This is a genomic window from Hydrogenophaga sp., assembly GCF_036675665.1.
Lineage (GTDB): Bacteria > Pseudomonadota > Gammaproteobacteria > Burkholderiales > Burkholderiaceae_C > Hydrogenophaga.
On sequence record NZ_JAKFEO010000112.1, the window covers coordinates 26835 to 45263 of the forward strand.

Here is an 18429-nt window from a genome sequence, read left to right on the forward strand (position 1 = left end):
TCAGCCGGTGACCTTGAGTTCGTTGAGCACGCTGGTGATGCCCGGCGCCGAGAACGCCGCGCCCTGCGCCGCGTTGCGCTCGGCCCACGAATGCACCTGGCCGCGCAGCGTGGCCGTGGTGCCGTTGACCGTGACCTCGATGGCCTTGGCCTCGCGCTCGGCCTGGCGGCTGAGCGCCTGCTCGATGCGCTCGGTGATGTTCGAGGGCGTGGACGTGGTCTTGAGCGTGATGCTGTTGGTGACGCCGCGCACGCCGGTGAGGGGTCGCACCGTCTGCTCGGCCACACGGCGCTGGTAGTCCCAGTTCACCTCGCCCGTGAGCGTGACCCAGCCTTGTTCCACCTTGACCTGGATGCGGTCGTTCGGGATGAGCGTGTGCCAGGAAAACGCACCTTCGATGGCTTGTGCGATGTCGGAGTCGCTGCGCACATGGCTTCGGGCCAGCTTCACGTCGATTTCTTCGGCAATCGCCCGCACGCCGGCGACGCGCCGCACGGCGCGCTCGGCCACGTATTTCTCGGCGAAAGTCTCCAGGTGGCCGGTGAGCGTGACCACGCCGTCCTTCACCGCCACACCGATGTGGGCAGCTTCCACCGCGGGTTCCCACTCGAGTTCGGCCTCGACGTCTTTCTTGAGTTGTGCATCGGTTTTCATGGATGGCTTTCCAGAGATTTCAGGCGTGTTCCGCCGTGTACATGTGGTGTCGGTTGAACGGGTAGTCCGACTGGGCGCCCCGCAACGGTGTGTCGTTCAGCCGCCCGCTCGGCCGGCTCGCCAGCAACTGGTGGATCGAGATCCAGCCGCGCTCGAACGCGACCGCGCAGCCGGCGAGATAGAGCCGGTAGGCGCGCACCGTGGCTTCGCTGGTGAGTGCCCGCGCGCGATCGAGCTGGCTCTCCAGCGCGGCTGACCAGGCCCACAGCGTGCGTGCGTAGTGCGGCCGCAGGTTTTCGGCGTCCAGCAGTTCCAGGCCGCTGGCGCTCAGGCTGCGCGCCACGCGCGAGACGTGCACCAGTTCGCCACCCGGAAAGATGTACTTGCCGATGAAGTCCCCCATGCCGCCGCCAAGCTGGTGGTTGTCGGTGCCGCCAGCGGTGATGCCGTGGTTGAGCAGCAGGCCTCCGGGTTTGAGCAGGCGCTGCAAGCGACCGAAATACCCGTCGAGCCGGGCGCTGCCCACGTGCTCGAACATGCCGACCGAGGCAATGCGGTCGAAGCGCGCGGTGGGCGGCAGGTCGCGGTAGTCGAGCAGGCGCATGGTCACCCGGTCGCGCAGGCCTTTTTCGTCGATCAGGCGGTTCACGTAGGCGTGCTGGTCATGCGAGAGCGTGATGCCCATGGCGTGCACGCCGTGGTGTTCGGCGGCCCAGAACAGCAGTCCACCCCAGCCGGCACCGATGTCCAGAAACATCTGACCCGGCTGCAGTTGCAGCTTGCGGCAGATGTGTTCGAGCTTGGCCTCTTGAGCTTGGGCCAGCGTCATGTCGGGACGCTCGAAGTAGGCGCACGAGTACACGCGCAGCGGGTCAAGCCAGAGCGCGAAGAAGTCGTCGCACAGGTCGTAGTGGAAGCGCACCTGCTCGGCGTCCTTGTGCGGGCGGTGCAGCCAGCGCGATCGCAGGTGGTGCAGCAGTTGGATGCCCAGCCCTGCGTGGCCTTGCGCCAAAGGGTCGCCCACGAGTTCGGCGGCGATCTCCATCACCTCGCGCAGGTCACCCTCGATCTCCAGGTCACCGCGCACATACGCATCGGCCAGGGTGCCGATGTGGCCACTGGCCAGCGACTTGAGCTGTTGGGCGTCGTTGATTTTCAGGCGCACCGGCGCGTCGGCCACGCCCGCGCGGCCACCGGGCCATTGCAATGCCAGGGGGCGCGAGAGTTGCCCGATGCGCGCTTCAATCAGTGAAGGCATGGTGAGCTGCATGGTGGCGATCTCCTCAAGCTGCCAGTTGGCGCAGGCCCGGGGGTTTGCAGGTGCTGTGGCGCTGGGAAGGGTGCCGTGTGCCGGACACGCCGGGTTCGTCCAGCGATCTGCGGGTGCTGCGCGAATACGTCTTGAGTCCGTCCATGTCGAGGATCTCCACATCGCGGTCGTTCACATGGATGAGCCCGGTCATGGCCAGGGACGTGAACGAGCGGCTCACCGTCTCGTGCGCCACGCCCAGCATGCTGGCGATGTCGCGCCGGCCCATGCGCAGGTGAAAGCGCCGCGGCGACTGACCGCTGGCGGCCAGCTGGCGCGAGAGCTGCAACAGGAAGCGTGCGAGCCGCACCTCGGCCGCCACAGCGGCCATCACGTCCACCAGTTCGTTGGTGTGGGTGAGCGCCCGGCTGCCGGCACGCTGCAACTCGCGCTCGAACCCCGGCGCGGCGCGGCTGAGGGCGGGCAGGTCGGTCTTGCGGATCACGTAGACGGTGGAATCCTCCAGCGCGCTGGCGGCGGTGGGGTGGGTCTCCATGCACAGCGCGTCGAAAGCCAGCACTTCGCGGCGCCCTGCAAAGGCCAGCACCTGTTCGTAGCCGTCTTCGTCGGTGCGGAAGATCTTGAAGGTGCCGGTGCATACGAAGTACAACGCCTCACTGGGCGCACCCATGTGGATGAGGTGCTCGCCCGCCAGCACCCGGCGCAGCCCCACAGCCGTGTGGGCTGCGGTCGGATCCGAACCGGGGTTGTCCAGCGCGTCGTTGCCCAGCATGCGCATCAGGTCGGCGAGAGTGCCGCGCCCGGTTGGAGCGACATCGGAGATCCTGGCCGGAGCCAGGCGGATCGGCGGGGTGAACGGTGGGTTCAAGGGTGGCTCCTCGAGGGCTTGGGGAACTTGTGGACTGGTTCAAGGATGCGCCAGCGGCCTTCGAAGCACCATCGGAATCCGGCGCGACCTGCGTTCGGATTGAGGCTTGATGCGATGGCCTGGATTCCCACGACCCGTTCGGAAAACTCCTACCCCCTGGTGGAGACGTTGATGCGTATCAACATCGACCAGTGGCGGGGCTGGTTGATCTGCCCAAACCTTTCTAAGATGCCCCCACAGGTATCCACGCACACCAGACGTCATGACGGCACATGCCATGCCCCGTGTTCCCCCGCCCGTGGCGGCGTTGGCGGAGCCCCGGCTGGCGCATGCGGCGCTGGAGGGGGTGATCACGGTCGATCACCAGCAGCGCATCGTCATGATCAATCCTGCCGGGCTGAGCATGTTCGGCCTCACCCGTGAACAGGCCCTGGGCATGGAGCTCGCCCGCCTCATACCCCAGCGCCTGCGCGCGCCGCATGCGGACCACATCCGGGAATTTCACGATTCCGGCCAGATCGAGCGTCCGATGGGCAAGCGCGGCCGGGTACTTGGGCTGCGCGCCAACGGCGAGGAGTTTCCGCTCGAAGCGGCCATCTTCAAGAGCGAGGTGGTCCAGCCGTCGGGCACCCAGACCTACTACACCGCGCTGCTGCGCGACCTCACCGAGCTCAACCGCATGAGCTCCATCATCGAGCAGCTCAACCTGCGCCTGCGCTCCGTCTTCGAAATGGCACCGGTGGCCATCTGGATCACCGAGCAGGAGCGCGTGGTGTTCGCCAACCGCGCCTGCGCGCACCTGATCGGCCTCGAGAGCCCGGAACAACTGATCGGTCTCTCCATCTTCGAACTGCTCTCGCCCGCTTCGCACGAACCGGTGCGCAGCAAGCTGAAGAACCTGGGGCCGGAAGAGGGCGTGTCGGTGCTGATGGGATCCATCCAGCGCAGCGACGGCAGCTTGCGAGAGGTCGAGCTGGTGGTGGCTGTGCTGCCCGATCACGAGCGCAGCTTCGTGCAGATGGTCATCAACGACATCACCCAGCGCTCGCGCGAGAAGAAGGATCTGCTGCGCTCGCGCCGCACCTTGCGTGAACTCTCGGCCAGCATGGTGGAGGCGCGCGAGGAAGAACGCCGGCGCATTGCCCGCGAACTGCACGACGAGCTGGGCCAGCGGCTCACCGCCCTCAAGCTGGAGATGACCGCCTGCCAGCGCGACCACCCCAACCCGGAGGCAGGCGAGCGCGCGCAACTCATGCAGGACATGCTGGACGACACCGTGGCGTCGGCCCGCCGAATTGCCATGGACTTGCGCCCCCTGATGCTGGACGACCTCGGCTTGCCGGAGGCCATCGACTGGCTGGTGAAGGAATTCAAGCGGCGCACCGGCATCGAGATCGACACCCGGTTGGGCGAAGGACTGCGTGAACTCTCGCCCAAACTGGCAACCACGCTCTACCGCATCGTGCAGGAGGCGCTGACCAACATCACGCGCCACGCGCGGGCCACGCGGGTGGCGCTCACGCTGGAATGCCACGACCAGAAGCTGCGGCTGACCATCCAGGACAACGGTGTGGGGTTCGTGAACGGCACCCGCTCGCGCATCCCCGGATCGTTTGGCCTGCTGGGCATCCGCGAGCGGGTGCTGATGCTGGGCGGGCGACTTTCCGTGGGCAATGCGCCCGAAGGTGGCGCCCGTCTCGTGGTGCATGTGCCTCTGACACAACCCCCCGCGCATGCGCCGGACGAGGATTTCAAGGACTCGACGGAGCCGCTTTTCGACGAATCCACACGAGGCACCCTGGACCCTTGAACAACGGAGGCAACACCATGAGCGACTCACCAACCTCTTCAGCCGCCAGCCGCGACGCCCTGGCGCATGAGCTGCGCGTGCACCAGATCGAACTGGAGCAGCAGAACGAGGAACTGCAGCGCACCCAGTCCGACCTCGCCCTGGCGCACGACCGCTACCGCGACCTGTACGACTTTGCGCCGGTCGGCTATTGCACGTTGGACGAGCAGGGTTGCATCCTGAAGATCAACCTCACCGGCGCCGGCCTGTTGGGGCAACCGCGCGCGGCGTTGCACGGCAAGCCGCTGGCGCGCTTCGTGAGCCAGAACGACGCCGACCGCTGGCACCTCTACCTGCGCTGGGCGCTGGCGCGCGAGACACCGCAGCGCATCGACCTCACCATGAACTTTGCCGACGGCACGCTGCACTGGTTCGCCGCCGTCAACAGCGTGCGCGTGCTGGCCGACGATGGCGCGCCCACCTTGCGGGTGTCGATCACCGACGTGACCGACCGCATGCGCTCGGAGGTGGAGCGGCGCATCGCCGCCATTGATGCCGACGCCCGCGAATCGGAGCGCCGGCGCATGGCGCTGGAGCTGCACGAGGATCTGGGCCAGCGGTTGAGCGCCATCAAGATCAACCTGGCCAGGCGCAATGACGACGACATGGTGGGCGAGATCGATCAGGCGCTGGCGCTGGTGCGGCGCATCACGACCGACCTGCGCCCACCCATGCTGGACGACCTGGGGCTACACCCCGCCATCGAGTGGCTGGCCAGGGACACGGCGCGTCGGCTCAATCTGAAGCTGTCCCTGCGCATGGACAACGACCTGCCACCACTGGGCCGTGCGGTCTCGCTGGCGCTCTACCGCTTTTTCCAGGAATCGCTGTCCTACCTGCTGCACGAGACCAATGCCTCGGAACTGATCATCGTGGTGCAGCGCCCACTGGGCCAGTTCATCCTCACCCTGCGCGCACGGGGCGACGAGTTGAAGACGCCGTGGCGCCTGGACACCCGTTCGGAGCCGTCGCTGATCCTGGAGCACCGCGCCCGCCTGCTGGGCGGGCGGCTCGGGTTCGATGCAGCGCCCGACGGCTCGGGCTGGATCGGCCTGCAACTGACCCAGAACCTGGACCTGAAGGAAACCCCCGTCAACCGGGCGGGGCGGCCGGCATGAAAGCATCTTCTCTTCAGGTCCAGCTGCGCCTGCTGCTGGTGGACGATCACACCGTGGTGCGCGAGGGCCTCAAGCGTCTGCTCGATCCGCTGGGCAATCACTGGTCCATCACCGAGGCGGGCACCGGTTTCCAGGCGCTCGAGTGCCTGCGGCGCGAGTCCTTCGACCTGGTGATCGCCGATCTGTCCTTGCCCGGCATGAGCGGACTGGACCTCATCCAACGCATCAAGGACGGCTTTCCCGGCGTGGCCGTGCTGGTGTTGACCATGCACAGCGAGGAGCAGTACGCGCTGCGCGCCTTCCAGGCCGGGGCCAGCGGCTACGTGACCAAGGACAGTGCCAGCGACGAGCTCGTGGCGGCCGTGCGCAAGGTCGCCTCGGGCGGGGTCTTCGTGACCTCGGTGCTGGCCGAGCGGGTGGTGCAGCAACTCAATGGCAGCCGCCCTGTCGCCGACATCGGCACCCTGTCCAACCGCGAGCTGGAGATCATGCAGCGCATCGTGGCGGGCGAGCGCATGGTCGACATCGCCGAATCGCTGCACCTGTCCATCAAGACGGTGAGCACGCACAAGACCCGCATTCTGGAAAAGCTCCAGCTCGACAGCACGGCCGCCCTGATCCGTTTTGGTCTGGAGCACCGGCTCGACAAGGTCGATCTGGGCGCGACCCCGGACCTCGGCTGAGCCCGGTGCCCGGGTGACAATACCCGGCATCGAGGAGCGGACATGGTCACGAAGAAGCAGCAGACATTGCCCGGCGGCAACGGGAGTGCCGACGCCCAGGCGCCCACAGCGGCCGTGGAGTGCGGACGCCCGGTGGTGGCGTTGGGCGCATCGGCCGGCGGCCTGGAGGCCTTCGAGCAGTTCCTGCGCGCCATGCCGCAGGACAGCGGCATGGGCTTCGTGCTGGTGCAGCACCTCGACCCCACCCACCCCAGCATCCTGGCCGAGATCCTGCAGCGCAGCACCCGCATGCCGGTGGTGGAGGCCACCGACGGCATGCCGGTGCAAGCCAACCGCGTGCACGTGATCCCGCCCAACCGCGACATGGTCATCTCGCGCGGCGTCCTGGGCCTGAGCCTGCCGACCGAGCCGCGCGGCCGTCACCTTCCCATCGACAGCTTCTTCCGCGCGCTCGCCGCCGACCAGGCCGAAGCGGCGGTGGGCATCATCCTCTCGGGCACCGGCACCGATGGCACGCTGGGCATCCGGGCCATCCACGGCGCGGGGGGCCTGGGGCTGGTGCAGGAGCCCGCCAGCGCGCGCTTCGACGGCATGCCGGCCAGCGCGCTGAAGTCGGGCTTCGCCACCCAGGCCCTCGCCGTGGAGGCCATGCCGGCACTGTTGCAGGCGCATGCCCGACGCCTGGGTTCTCGTCCGGGCGTGGGAGACGGCAGCGAGGCATCGCGCCGGCTCGCGGGGGTGCTCATGCAGCTTCGCCTGGGCACGGGCCACGACTTCTCGCAGTACAAGAAGAGCACCTTGGGCCGGCGCATCGAGCGGCGCATGACGCAGCAGGGCATCGAGGACATCGCCACCTACGAACGCTTCCTCAAGGAGCACCCGCCCGAAGTGCAGACGCTCTTTCGCGAGATGCTGATCAACGTCACCAGTTTCTTTCGTGACGCGGCGGTGTTCGACACGCTCAAGCGCGAGGTGCTGCCGGCCATGCTGGCCCGGCGGCCCGAACACGAGGCGCTGCGCGTGTGGGTGGCGGGCTGCGCCACCGGCGAAGAGGCCTACTCGGTGGCCATGCTGTTGCGCGAGCTGGCCGACGAGCAACACCACGACTGGCAGGTGCAGATCTACGGCACCGACATCGATGCCGACGCGATCGCGGTGGCCCGCGCGGGCCTGTACCCGCCCAACATCGCGCAGGACGTGACGCCCGAGCGCCTGCGCCGCTTCTTCGTCAAGGAAGATGGCGGCTACCGTGTGCGCAAGGAAATCCGCGAGATGGTGGTGTTCGCGGTGCAGAGCGTCATCAAGGACCCGCCCTTCACCCGGCTGGACCTGCTGACCTGCCGCAACCTGCTGATTTACCTGGAGCCCGAACTGCAGGAGCGGCTGATACCGATATTCCACTACGCGCTGCGTCCGGGCGGCGTGCTCTGCCTGTCACCGTCCGAGAGCATCGGCAGCCATGGCGAGCTGTTCGACACGCTGGAGCGCCGGCTCAACATCTACCGCGCGCGGCCCACCGTGGCCTCCCGGCGCGCGGTGATCAGCAGCCGGCTGTCCTGGACCACCGACGGTGCGGGAACGGCCCTGCCGGTGGTGGTGACCAAGCCGCGCGAAACCGCGGTGGCCGACCTCGCGCGGCGCACGCTGCTGCAGACCTTCGCCCCCGCCTCGGTGCTCACCGATCTGCAGGGCGAGATCCTGTTCGTGCACGGCGAGACCGGTAGGTTCCTGCGTCTGGCGCCGGGTCAGCCCTCGCACAACGTGGTCGACATGGCCCACGACAGCCTCCAGATCGATGTGCGCGATGCCCTGCAAAAGGCGGCTGCGGGCGACCTGACGCCGTTCAGCCGCGACGTCCTGCACAAGATCGACGACGAGGTCCGGACGGTGACCTTGAGCGTGCGGGCGATCGCAGGGCCTGAGCCCAGCCGCCATCTGCTGCTGTTCAGCTTTCAGGAGCGGGACCACTCGCAGGCGCGCAGTCCGGCGCGGCGGCGCAAGGCCGGCGCCAGCACCGAGGCGCAGCGCATGCAGGCGCTGGAGCACGAGCTTCTGCTCAGCAAACAGACGCTGGGCGCGATGGTCGAGGAGCAGCAGATCTCGAACGAGGAGCTGCAGTCCACCAACGAAGAGCTGCAGTCCACCAATGAAGAATTGCAGTCCACCAACGAGGAGCTGGAAACGTCGAAGGAGGAACTGCAGTCGGTCAACGAGGAGCTGGTCACGGTGAACTCCGAACTGCAGACCAAGGTGGAGCAGCTCACCGGCATGCAGGACGACATGAAGAACCTGCTCGACAACATCAGCGTGGGGTCGATCTTTCTCGACCGTCGGCTGTTGATCCGCCGTTTCACGCGCGACGCCTCGGCGGTCTACCGCCTGGTGCCGTCCGACGTGGGACGCCCGCTGGCCGACATCCGCTGCGAGCTGCAGGGCATGGACCTGCTGGCCGAGGCCCAGTCCGTGCTGGACACCCTCACGCCGGTGGAGCGCGAGGTGCGCACCAGCGGCAACACCTGGTACCTCGCCCGCATCAAGCCCTACCGCACGGTGGACAACGTGATCGACGGCGTGGTGCTGACTTTCAACGACGTGACCGAGCGCGTGCTGGCGCTGGCCGTGCGCCAGGCGCGCGACCTGGCCGAGGCGGTGGTGGACACGGTGTACGAACCGCTGGTGGTGCTCGACGCGCAGCTGAAGGTGCTCACCGCCAACCGCGCCTTTCTGGACCTGTTTGGCGGCCAGGCCGACAACACCCTGGGTGAGGGGTTCTACGAGATCGCGAACCATCAGTGGGACTTCGCGGCCATGCACGAGCTGCTTGACGGCCCGCTGCCCGGCCAGCGCCCGGGAGAAGACCGCGCGGTCAGCCACGAATTCGCCGGCATCGGCCTGCAGCACCTGCGGGTGCGCACGCGCCGAGTGCCCGACAAGAGTGGCAACAGCGGCTTGGTGCTGGTGAGCTTTGCCGCAACCTCGGCGCCACCGGCCTGAGGGGCTTCAGGGCACCGCGTTCGCCGCCTCCAGCGCCGCGCACACCTCGTCGTCGCCGAGCTGGTGAAAGTCGAGGTAGTGCAACCCGATGGCGCGAAACGGTCGCGGCTCGATCAGGCAGACCACCTCGTCCACCTCGTCGCTCAGGGCCGCGATGGTGGCGTGCGGCCCCACCGGTACCGCCACGATGAGGCGGGCCGGGTGGCGCCGGCGCAGCGCCCGCAACGCGGCCCGCATGGTGGTACCGGTGGCAATGCCGTCGTCGACCACGATCACGGTGGCGCCCTCCACGGGCCGCAGCGGACGGCCTGCCATGTACACGCCACGGCGGCGTTCGATCTCGCGCAGCGCGGTGGGCAACTCGCCCTGGATCCAGGCGTCGTTCACGCCGGGCAGGTCGGCGGTTTCTTCGTTGACCACCACATCGGGCGGTGAACCCTCGACCACGGCGGCCACCGCCAGCTCGGGATGGAAGGGGGCGCCGATCTTGCGCACGAGCAGCAGATCCAGCGGTGCGCCCAGCGTGCGCGCGATCTCGGCGGCCACCGGCACGCCCCCGCGCGGCAATGCAAGCACCACCACGGGCCCTTTCAAGTCCAGCAGTTGCAGCTCGCGGGCGAGGGCGAGGCCTGCCTGTTTGCGGGTTGCAAAGGGTTTTCGGGCCATGGTCGCGCCGGGGTAGCCGGAAGCGACGCCGCGTGAGTCTGAAAACTGGTCGGTGTCGCGTCTCACGAATGTGTTCATGCGGACCTCCTGACACACAGGTACTGTTCAAACCAGCTGGAGGCGAACAGCGCCACGCTGTCGAGCGCGCCCGGTTCCTGGAACAGGTGGCCCGCGCCGGGCACCACCTCCAGCCGCTTGGGTGCATGCAGCTGGCGCAGTGCCTGGCGGTTGAGTGCCAGCACTTCGGTGTCCAGCCCGCCCACGATCAGCAGGGTGGGCGCCTGCACATGAGGCAGGCTGGCCAGGGCGAGGTCCGGACGCCCGCCGCGCGAGACCACGGCCGCCACGCGATCCGGTCGCTTGGCCGCACCTGCGAGCGCTGCGGCCGCGCCCGTGCTGGCGCCAAACAGCCCGAGGCGCAGGTCAGCCAGGTCGGGGTGGTGCTCGGTCCAGTGGATGGCCTCGACCACGCGCCGCCCCAGCAAATCGATGTCGAACACCATGCGACGGTCCTGCGCTTCCTCTTCGGTCAGCAGGTCGAACAGCAAGGTCGCCAGGTGCAGCTTCTGGAACTCGCCGGCCACCCAGCGGTTGCGCGGGCTCTGGCGCCCGCTGCCACTGCCGTGCACGAACATCACCACGCCCAGCGCCTGGGGTGGGATCACCAGATCCCCCGGCAGCGCCAGCGAGCCGAGCTGCACGGGCTCCGTCATGAGCAAGGTAGACATGGGTGCCTCGTTTGAAAACCCCGGAATATTCCGGAAACGGAAGTCAACGACAACCCATTGTTGGTTCTGGCGGATCTGGTGCATTGAGCGTGCGCAATGCACCGACCTTCTGAGGTTTCAGTGGGTCGACACGGGAACATTCATGGTGTTGTGGTGCGAAACGGTCGGCACCGCACCCGTTTGGGGAGTTTGTCGGGCCCGGTGCACCAGACCCGGCACGCCGGGTTGCACCAGCGCATGGCATGGACTTTGCACTGTGCAGGGCATGACGGTTCCCGAGACTTCCTCCAGCCCCGCGATCGAACTGGTCGCGCTCACCAAGCGCTACGGCACCGGCATCCCGGCGGTGGACAGCATCAACCTGCGCATCGAGCGCGGCAGCTACTGCTGCCTGCTGGGCCCCTCGGGCTGCGGCAAGAGCACCACGCTGCGCATGATCGCCGGGCACGAGTCCGCCACCAGTGGCGACATCCTGCTGGAGAACCGCAACATCACCGACCTGCCGGCCGCCAGCCGTGGCACGGCCATGATGTTCCAGAGCTTCGCGCTGTTTCCCCATCTCAGTGCACTCGACAACGTGGCCTTCAGTCTGAAGATGAAGGGTGTGGACAAGGCGCAGCGCCATGCCCGCGCGGCCGAGCTGCTGGAGCGCGTGGCCATGGGGCACCTGAGCGCGCGCAAGCCCTCCGAACTCTCGGGCGGGCAGCAGCAGCGCGTGGCGCTGGCGCGCGCCTTGATCACCCAGCCGCGCGTGCTGCTGCTTGACGAACCCCTCTCCGCGCTCGACCCGTTCCTGCGCATCCAGATGCGCGCCGAACTGCGTCGCTGGCAGAAGGAGCTGGGCCTGACCTTCATCCACGTGACGCACTCGCAGGAAGAAGCGATGGCGCTGGCCGACACCATGGTGGTGATGAACCACGGGCTGATCGAACAAGTGGGCTCGCCCCACACGGTCTACAACCGCCCGGTCAGTGAATTCGTCGCCCGCTTCATGGGTGGGCACAACGTGCTGGACACGCCCAACGGAAAGGTGGGCGTGCGCACCGACCAGATCAGCGTGTTGCCGCTGGCGCAAGCCGGTGCGGACGGTGCCACCAACCGCCGCGCCGTGATCACCGACGTGGAGTACCAGGGCACCTACGTGCTGCTGGGCTTGCAGAACGCCGGTGCCGCCATCTCCGCCAGCACCACTGCCGAAATCTCGGTGATGGTCTCCGAGGCCGCCTTTGCCGCCCAGCCGTTTGCGCTGGGTGAAGAGGTGCAGCTGGCCTGGGCCGCGGACGCCGCGCACGCACTCGCTGCCTGAATCCTTTCTTTCCGCTTTCCACCCACCCTTGCTCAAGGAGCTCACCATGTCAGACCAACCTCAACACGACACCGACCCACAAGGCGGCCACGTCCAGCGCCGCTCGCTGCTCAAGGGCACGGCCGGCATCCTGGCCGCCGGCATGTTCCCGGCCGTGCACGCGCAAGAGAAGATCGTGTTGCGCTACCTGGGTACCGCGGTCAACCAGGACAAGGCGATCGCCGAGAAGTTCATGGCCGACACCGGCATCCAGATCCAGTACGTGGCCGTGACCACCGACGACGTGACCAAGCGCGCCGTGACCGCGCCCAACAGTTTCGATCTGCTGGACACCGAGTACTTCTCGCTCAAGAAGATCGTGCCCACCGGCAACCTCAAGGGCATCGACACCAAGCGCATCAAGAATGCCGACAAGATCACCCCGCTGTTCACCAAGGGTGAGATCGCCGGCAAGCAGGTGGGCGACCAGGGCACCGCGCCCAAGAAGGTGATGTACCTCGAAGGTGAGAAGTCGAAGAAGTTCGCCACCTCGCCCACGCAGTTCATGAGCCTGATCCCCACGGTCTACAACGCCGACACGCTGGGCATCCGCCCCGATCTGATCAAGCGTCCCGTCACCAGCTGGGCCGAGCTGCTCAACCCCGAGTTCAAGGGCAAGGCCGCCATCCTCAACATCCCCTCCATCGGCATCATGGACGCGGCCATGGTGGTGGAGGCCATGGGCATCTACAAGTACCCCGACAAGGGCAACATGACCAAGAAGGAGATCGACCTCACGATCAAGACCTTGATCGAAGCCAAGAAGGCCGGCCAGTTCCGCAGCCTGTGGAAAGATTTCAACGAGTCGGTCAACCTCATGGCCTCGGGCGAGGTGGTGATCCAGTCGATGTGGTCGCCCGCCGTGACCGCCGTGCGCTCCAAGGGCATTGCCTGCACTTTCCAGCCATTGAAAGAGGGATACCGCGCCTGGGCCGCCGGCTTCGGCCTGCCCACCACGCTCTCGGGCCGCAAGCTCGACGGCGCCTACGAATTCATCAACTGGTTCCTCGACGGCTGGGCCGGCGCCTACCTCAACCGCCAGGGCTACTACAGCGCCGTGCTGGAAACCGCCAAGGCCAAGATGGAGCCCTACGAGTGGGCCTACTGGATGGAAGGCAAGCCCGCCGAGAAGGACATCAAGAGCCCCAACGGCGACCTGCTGCACAAGGCCGGCGGCGTCCGCGACGGGGGTTCGTACGAGCAGCGCATGGGCGGCATCGCCTGCTGGAACGCGCTGATGGACGAGAACACCTACATGGTGCAAAAGTGGAACGAGTTCGTCGCGGCCTGAACGTGATCTGACGCTGCCATGAGTTCACCCGCCGTCTCCGAGCACGCAGCCACCACCGCCAGCCCGGGCCAGGCCGCCTGGTGGCAGGCGCTGCCGCTGACGGCGGTGTTCGTGCTGTTCTTCCTGGCGCCGCTGGCGCTCATCGGCATGGTGAGCTTCTGGGACTTCAACGAGTACGAGTTGTTGCCCGCTTTCACGGTCAAGAACTACATCTCGATCTTTGAAGGCTGCGGCAACACCGCGGAGATGTGCACCACCTTCAAGACGTATCTCTCCACCTTCAAGTTCAGCCTGCTGGTCTGGCTCATCACGCTGGTGGTGGGCTTCACCGTCTCGTATTTCCTCGCGTTTCACGTGCGCTCCAGCACCGTGCAGACGCTGCTCTTCGTGCTCTGCACCATCCCGTTCTGGACCTCCAACGTGATCCGCATGATCTCGTGGGTGCCGCTGCTCGGGCGCAACGGCCTGGTCAACCAGACGCTGGTGGAGTTGGGTGTGGTGGAGCAGCCCATCGAGTGGCTGCTGTTCTCCGACTTTTCCGTGGTGCTGGCCTTCGTGCACCTCTACACCATGTTCATGATCGTGCCCATCTTCAACTCGATGATGCGCATCGACCGCAGCCTGCTGGAGGCCGCCAGCGACAGCGGTGCTTCGGCCTGGCAGACGCTGTGGAACGTGATCGTGCCGCTCTCGCGCACCGGCATCATCGTCGGCTCGATCTTCGTCATCACCATCGTCATGGGCGACTTCGTCACCATCGGCGTCATGGGCGGCCAGCAGATCGCCTCGGTGGGCAAGATCATCCAGGTGCAGACCTCGTACCTGCAGTTCCCGCTGGCCGCGGCCAACGCGGTGATCCTGCTGGCGCTGGTGCTCATGATCATCTGGGCGCTCACGCGGCTGGTCGATGTGCGCAAGGAGCTCTGAGCCATGAACCGCGACAAGCGTCCGGCCAGCTTCTGGTTCCTCGCCGCCTTCTTCGCCGCCTTCGTGGTGTTCCTCTATGGCCCCATGCTGGTGATCGTGGTGCTCAGTTTCCAGGGCCCCGAGGGCGGGCTCACGTTCCCGATCCGGGGGTTCTCGCTGCACTGGTTCCGCCAGCTCGCCGAAGGCCTGGGCGTGGTCGACATCGGCGCGGCGCTGCAGCGCTCGCTCGGCCTGGGCCTGGCGGTGATGGTGTTCACCGTGGTGCTGTCGGTGCTGGCGGGCCTGGCATTTCGCAAGAAGCTGTGGGGTGGCAACGCGCTGTTCTTCGTGGTCGTGGCCAGCCTCATCATGCCGTCCATCATCGTGTCGCTGGGCATCGGACTGGCGTTCCGCCTGCTCGACACCGGGCTCAAGTGGGTGTTCGAGACGCTGGGCATGACCGGCATGCAGGAGACCTTCAACACCACGCTGGGCCTCTACACCTCGGCCCTGGGCGCGCACCTCACCTGGACGCTGCCGTTCGGCCTGCTGATCATGTTCGCCATCTTCAACCGCTTCAACCCGGCCTACGAGGAGGCCGCGCGCGATCTCGGTGCCACGCCCTGGCAGGGCTTTCGCCATGTGGTGCTGCCGTTGATCGCGCCATCGGTGGTGGGCATCGCCATGTTCGGCTTCACGCTCAGCTGGGACGAGATCGCGCGCACCTCGCAAGCCATCGGCGACGTCAACACGCTGCCGCTGGAACTGCAGGGCCTCACTACCACCGTGACCACGCCTGCCATCTACGCGCTGGGCACGGTGACCACCGTGGTCTCGCTGGTGGTCATGGCCGCCGCATTGGCCCTGGCCGCGTTCTTCAGCCGGCTGCAGACACGGGGCAAGCGCCCCTGAGCGTGTGAGTGCCGCAGGCGAAGCCGAAGGTACACCAGTGTCCCCGCAGCTGCTGGTCATCAACCCCAACACCACGGCGCTGGTCACCGATCTGCTCGCCCGCCACCTGGGCGGCGTGCTGTCCCCCGCCGTGCAGGTGCGCGCGGTCACGGCGCGTTTCGGCCCACCCTACATCTCCGACGAAGCGGGTTGCGCAGTTGCCGGCCACGCCGTGCTCGACGCCTGGCTGCACGCCCTGCACACCGACGATGCCGCACCCCACGCGGTGCTCATCGGCTGCTTCGGCGACCCCGGCCTGCTGGCCCTGCGCGAAAGCAGCCCGGTGCCCGTGAGCGGTCTGGCCGAGGCGGCCTTCATCGAAGCAGCACGGCTGGGTCCTTTTGCCGTGGTCACCGGCGGCGAACGCTGGGGGCCCATGCTGAAGCGCCTGGCGCACACGCTGGGCTTTGGCGACGCGCTGGCGGGCGTGCACACCGTGGCGCCCACTGGCGCGCAACTGGTGGCCGACCCGGTGGGGGCGCGCGCGCTGCTGGGGCGTGCCTGCCGCGATGCACGGCAGCGCTGGGGCGTGCCTTCGGTCATCGTGGGCGGCGCGGGCCTGGCCGGCATGGCCGCCAAATTGCAGGCGGAGGTGGACGTGCCGCTCATCGACAGCGTGTCCGCCGCGGGCCACTGGGCACGGCGGCAACTCGGCACCACCGCGTGCAGCGCGCCGCGCCCGAGCCCCGAGTTGCTCGCGCAACTGCGCCGCGCAAGCCTCGACCTGTAGCGTTTCCGTCAAAAGTGCTGCAACTTCTGCCGCCTCTCATCGGGGCGGCGCCCGCACACCGTGAGGGGCAGAGCAGAGTTGCCGGGAATGTGCCTTGCCCCGTCACCCGCCATGAACCGCAGCATCCACCTGTTCGGCCACCCGGTGCACCCACTGCTGGTGCTGTTCCCCGGCGGGTTGCTGTTCAGTGCGGTGTTGGTCGATCTTTCCACCTTGGTCGGCACGGGCCCGCGCGCCGTGCAGTTGGCGCAGGATCTGCTGGCCCTGGGGCTGGCAGGAGGCCTCTTGGCCGCGCCCTTTGGCTGGCTGGACTGGCGCCGCATCCCGCGCGGTACCCGCGCCCGCCGGCTGGGCGCGCTTCACGGCGGGGGTAACGCGGTGGCGTTGAGTCTCTTTGCGCTGAGCTGGTTCCTGCGTGAGGAGGGGTTGCCGCCTTCCGCCGCGGTCCTGGCGCTGAGCCTGGTCGCGGGCGCCTGCATGCTGGGGACGGTGTGGCTGGGCGGCGAACTGGTGACCCGGCTGGGTGTGGGGGTGCACGCGGGCGCCCACCCGGATGCGCCCGGTTCGCTCGCGTTCCATTCGCCCGTGCCACCCAGGACCCCGGACCCCGATCCCGGCCCGGCCGATCCGTCTGTCTCCCTGCTCCTATCGGTCGCGGGAGAAGAAGACCCCGGGGCCGCTGTCGATGCCCCCGCGCCGCCGAACCATGGCCCGCGGTCCACGCGCCGCTGACCACCGCTTCACGGGATGACTGCTGAGTTGGCCAGCGAACAGTCGACCAGTGCGGATCGGATTTAGGCTGGCGTCCTCGATGTTTTGCAGAGGTCACACCATGTCCACCGAGCTCACTCCCTGGTTCACGATTGACGCCAACGGCCCCCCCGAACGCGAGGGCGTGTATGAAACCACGGCGCTCGGCATTCCCGGCGAGAGCCACAGCGTTCTCCAGCACGGTTTTCGGCACTGGGGTGAGCACGCGGCGGGGGCGGGCTGGGGCGAGCTTGGCTCAACACCCGACGGTGCGCTCGCGGCAAGGGACCACCGCCCGACATTCCCGTTCACCGTTCGCCACTGGAGGGGCAGGACGCAGCCCCCGGAATGATCGCCAGCGCGTCCCGCACCTGGCCTGTGCGGCCAGCGTTGCCGTACAGTCATGGTCACTTTTCTCAAGCCGGAGTGCAACGGTATGTCGACTCTCGATCGTGTGGATTTGACGGACTCGGAGCGCCTGAGGCTGCTGGATGCGGTGCGGGACTACGCCATCTACATGCTCGACCCCCAGGGTCATGTCCAGAGCTGGAACCGAGGTGCCGAGTTGATCAAGGGCTACTCGGCCTCGGAGGTGATTGGCAAGCACTACAGCATGTTCTTTCGCCAGAACGACCGTGTGGAGGGGCTTCCAGCCTGGCAACTGCAAAGGGCTCTTCTCCACGGAAGAACGGAAGAGGAGGGATGGCGCGTTCGCAAGAACGGCACAACGTTCTGGGCGAACATCGTGCTCACGCCCATCCATACCAGCGAGGGCGTGCTGGCAGGCTTTGCCAAGGTGACTCGCGACATGAGCGAACGCCACAGGCTGCATGAGCTGGAGGACTCGTTGCGCCGCACGAACGAGTTTCTGGCGATGCTGGGACATGAACTTCGCAATCCTCTGGCGCCCATGCGCAACGCTGTGACCCTCATGCAGCGGGAGCCATCGTTGAGCCCGTCGCTGTCCGTCGCGCGCGACGTCCTGGACCGTCAACTGACCCACCTCAATCGGTTGATGGGTGATCTGCTGGATGCCGGACGGCTCACCAGCGGCAAGATTCATACGAAGCCCGAGCGGATCACTTTCAACAGCGTCGTGACGCAGGCCGTCGAGGCCGTCTGGCCAGAGATGAACGCGCGATCCCAGGTGCTCGACGTCGACATGCCCGAGGGCCATGTTTGCCTGAACGCCGACGAGATTCGTCTCATCCAGGTGCTCCAGAACCTGCTGTCCAACGCGGCGAAGTTTTCACCGGACGGCGGCACCATCCGGTTGCAAGCCACCGTGGTCAATGACTGGTTGCGGGTGGAGGTTTCAGACAATGGTGTGGGGATGGACCCGGCGACCATCGATCGGCTTTTTGTGCTGTTTGCTCAGGGGGATGGCGTGAAGGAAAGTCGCCAAGGGGGTCTGGGCATCGGGCTCGCGCTGGCGCGCTCGATTGTTGAAATGCATGGGGGCAACATTTCAGGGTCGAGTGCTGGCGTCGGAAGAGGCAGCACCTTCACGGTCGAGTTGCCCGGCGCAGCACTCGAGGAGCACTCCGCCACGTTCCGCAACGGGTGAGCCGGTGGCGCAGGGAGATGTCAAGATCTCCCCGCCGCGACCGATACAGGAGGTATCTC

Annotated in this window: 17 protein-coding genes; 12 read left to right on the top strand and 5 right to left on the bottom strand. The window is 67.0% G+C overall.

Annotated elements, in window-relative coordinates:
* From V6M63_RS23340 to V6M63_RS23350, 3 genes are read right to left on the bottom strand one after another with little or no spacing between them, the layout of a single operon-like run.
* Positions 1 to 654 carry a BON domain-containing protein gene (locus V6M63_RS23340; protein WP_332745816.1) on the bottom strand — a complete coding sequence of 218 codons (654 nt, stop codon included), beginning with the start codon at positions 652 to 654 and terminating at the stop codon, positions 1 to 3.
* Between the two features lie 19 nt (positions 655 to 673).
* Positions 674 to 1924, bottom strand: coding sequence for a class I SAM-dependent methyltransferase (locus V6M63_RS23345; RefSeq protein ID WP_332745817.1), 1251 nt, complete (start codon positions 1922 to 1924; stop codon positions 674 to 676).
* 13 nt (positions 1925 to 1937) lie between these two features.
* The gene (locus tag V6M63_RS23350; protein ID WP_332745819.1) at positions 1938 to 2792 is read right to left on the bottom strand and encodes a Crp/Fnr family transcriptional regulator; all 855 of its coding nucleotides are present in this window, start codon (positions 2790 to 2792) and stop codon (positions 1938 to 1940) included.
* Between the two features lie 277 nt (positions 2793 to 3069).
* Between V6M63_RS23350 and V6M63_RS23355 the strand changes: the two genes are divergently transcribed.
* Genes V6M63_RS23355 through V6M63_RS23370 form a run of 4 tightly spaced genes read left to right on the top strand, consistent with a single transcriptional unit; the run spans position 3070 to position 9436 of the window.
* The gene (locus V6M63_RS23355) at positions 3070 to 4602 is read left to right on the top strand and encodes a sensor histidine kinase (protein WP_332745821.1); all 1533 of its coding nucleotides are present in this window, start codon (positions 3070 to 3072) and stop codon (positions 4600 to 4602) included.
* Positions 4603 to 4619: 17 nt separating this feature from the next.
* On the top strand, positions 4620 to 5759 hold the full coding sequence (locus tag V6M63_RS23360) for a sensor histidine kinase (protein WP_332745822.1): 1140 nt from the start codon (positions 4620 to 4622) through the stop codon (positions 5757 to 5759).
* On the top strand, positions 5756 to 6442 hold the full coding sequence (locus V6M63_RS23365; RefSeq protein WP_332745823.1) for a response regulator transcription factor: 687 nt from the start codon (positions 5756 to 5758) through the stop codon (positions 6440 to 6442). Before V6M63_RS23360 ends, V6M63_RS23365 begins: the two co-directional genes overlap by 4 nt.
* Before the next feature lie 42 nt (positions 6443 to 6484).
* Positions 6485 to 9436, top strand: a complete 2952-nt coding sequence (locus tag V6M63_RS23370; RefSeq protein WP_332745824.1) for a chemotaxis protein CheB — start codon at positions 6485 to 6487, stop codon at positions 9434 to 9436.
* 6 nt (positions 9437 to 9442) lie between these two features.
* Here the strand turns inward: V6M63_RS23370 and V6M63_RS23375 are convergent, their stop codons facing one another.
* A complete protein-coding gene (locus tag V6M63_RS23375; protein ID WP_332745825.1) occupies positions 9443 to 10180 on the bottom strand; it encodes a phosphoribosyltransferase in 738 nt (245 codons plus the stop codon).
* Positions 10177 to 10830: a dienelactone hydrolase family protein gene (locus tag V6M63_RS23380; protein WP_332745827.1), complete on the bottom strand. Its 654-nt coding sequence runs from the start codon at positions 10828 to 10830 to the stop codon at positions 10177 to 10179. The genes V6M63_RS23375 and V6M63_RS23380 overlap by 4 nt, the downstream gene beginning before the upstream one ends.
* 265 nt (positions 10831 to 11095) lie before the next feature.
* Here V6M63_RS23380 and V6M63_RS23385 point away from each other — a divergent pair, with 265 nt between their 5' ends.
* The 8 genes from V6M63_RS23385 to V6M63_RS23420 all read left to right on the top strand — a co-directional run bounded on the left by V6M63_RS23385 (position 11096) and on the right by V6M63_RS23420 (position 18370).
* Positions 11096 to 12136 (top strand): ABC transporter ATP-binding protein, encoded by a 1041-nt coding sequence (locus V6M63_RS23385; protein ID WP_332745828.1) that lies wholly within the window; start codon positions 11096 to 11098, stop codon positions 12134 to 12136.
* A gap of 46 nt (positions 12137 to 12182) precedes the next feature.
* A complete protein-coding gene (locus tag V6M63_RS23390) occupies positions 12183 to 13466 on the top strand; it encodes an ABC transporter substrate-binding protein (protein ID WP_332745830.1) in 1284 nt (427 codons plus the stop codon).
* A gap of 18 nt (positions 13467 to 13484) precedes the next feature.
* On the top strand, positions 13485 to 14393 hold the full coding sequence (locus V6M63_RS23395; protein WP_332745832.1) for an ABC transporter permease: 909 nt from the start codon (positions 13485 to 13487) through the stop codon (positions 14391 to 14393).
* Positions 14394 to 14396: 3 nt separating this feature from the next.
* The gene (locus tag V6M63_RS23400; RefSeq protein WP_332745834.1) at positions 14397 to 15284 is read left to right on the top strand and encodes an ABC transporter permease; all 888 of its coding nucleotides are present in this window, start codon (positions 14397 to 14399) and stop codon (positions 15282 to 15284) included.
* Positions 15285 to 15321: 37 nt separating this feature from the next.
* Positions 15322 to 16053, top strand: a complete 732-nt coding sequence (locus tag V6M63_RS23405; RefSeq protein ID WP_332745835.1) for an aspartate/glutamate racemase family protein — start codon at positions 15322 to 15324, stop codon at positions 16051 to 16053.
* A 111-nt stretch (positions 16054 to 16164) separates the two neighbouring features.
* Entirely contained in the window at positions 16165 to 16785 is a 621-nt protein-coding gene (locus tag V6M63_RS23410) for a DUF2231 domain-containing protein (RefSeq protein WP_332745836.1), read from the top strand.
* Between the two features lie 100 nt (positions 16786 to 16885).
* A complete protein-coding gene (locus V6M63_RS23415; RefSeq protein WP_332745837.1) occupies positions 16886 to 17155 on the top strand; it encodes a hypothetical protein in 270 nt (89 codons plus the stop codon).
* Between the two features lie 51 nt (positions 17156 to 17206).
* The gene (locus V6M63_RS23420) at positions 17207 to 18370 is read left to right on the top strand and encodes a PAS domain-containing sensor histidine kinase (protein ID WP_332745838.1); all 1164 of its coding nucleotides are present in this window, start codon (positions 17207 to 17209) and stop codon (positions 18368 to 18370) included.
* Positions 18371 to 18429 lie beyond the last annotated feature (59 nt).

What these genes read in the sequence shown, in the direction of transcription:
- V6M63_RS23340 (WP_332745816.1), bottom strand. Translation starts at nt 654, where the DNA reads ATGAAAACCGATGCACAACTCAAGAAAGACGTCGAGGCCGAACTCGAG.
- V6M63_RS23345 (WP_332745817.1), bottom strand. Translation starts at nt 1,924, where the DNA reads ATGCAGCTCACCATGCCTTCACTGATTGAAGCGCGCATCGGGCAACTC.
- V6M63_RS23355 (WP_332745821.1), top strand. Translation starts at nt 3,070, where the DNA reads ATGCCCCGTGTTCCCCCGCCCGTGGCGGCGTTGGCGGAGCCCCGGCTG.
- V6M63_RS23360 (WP_332745822.1), top strand. Translation starts at nt 4,620, where the DNA reads ATGAGCGACTCACCAACCTCTTCAGCCGCCAGCCGCGACGCCCTGGCG.
- V6M63_RS23365 (WP_332745823.1), top strand. Translation starts at nt 5,756, where the DNA reads ATGAAAGCATCTTCTCTTCAGGTCCAGCTGCGCCTGCTGCTGGTGGAC.
- V6M63_RS23370 (WP_332745824.1), top strand. Translation starts at nt 6,485, where the DNA reads ATGGTCACGAAGAAGCAGCAGACATTGCCCGGCGGCAACGGGAGTGCC.
- V6M63_RS23375 (WP_332745825.1), bottom strand. Translation starts at nt 10,180, where the DNA reads ATGAACACATTCGTGAGACGCGACACCGACCAGTTTTCAGACTCACGC.
- V6M63_RS23380 (WP_332745827.1), bottom strand. Translation starts at nt 10,830, where the DNA reads ATGTCTACCTTGCTCATGACGGAGCCCGTGCAGCTCGGCTCGCTGGCG.
- V6M63_RS23385 (WP_332745828.1), top strand. Translation starts at nt 11,096, where the DNA reads ATGACGGTTCCCGAGACTTCCTCCAGCCCCGCGATCGAACTGGTCGCG.
- V6M63_RS23390 (WP_332745830.1), top strand. Translation starts at nt 12,183, where the DNA reads ATGTCAGACCAACCTCAACACGACACCGACCCACAAGGCGGCCACGTC.
- V6M63_RS23395 (WP_332745832.1), top strand. Translation starts at nt 13,485, where the DNA reads ATGAGTTCACCCGCCGTCTCCGAGCACGCAGCCACCACCGCCAGCCCG.
- V6M63_RS23400 (WP_332745834.1), top strand. Translation starts at nt 14,397, where the DNA reads ATGAACCGCGACAAGCGTCCGGCCAGCTTCTGGTTCCTCGCCGCCTTC.
- V6M63_RS23410 (WP_332745836.1), top strand. Translation starts at nt 16,165, where the DNA reads ATGAACCGCAGCATCCACCTGTTCGGCCACCCGGTGCACCCACTGCTG.
- V6M63_RS23415 (WP_332745837.1), top strand. Translation starts at nt 16,886, where the DNA reads ATGTCCACCGAGCTCACTCCCTGGTTCACGATTGACGCCAACGGCCCC.
- V6M63_RS23420 (WP_332745838.1), top strand. Translation starts at nt 17,207, where the DNA reads ATGGTCACTTTTCTCAAGCCGGAGTGCAACGGTATGTCGACTCTCGAT.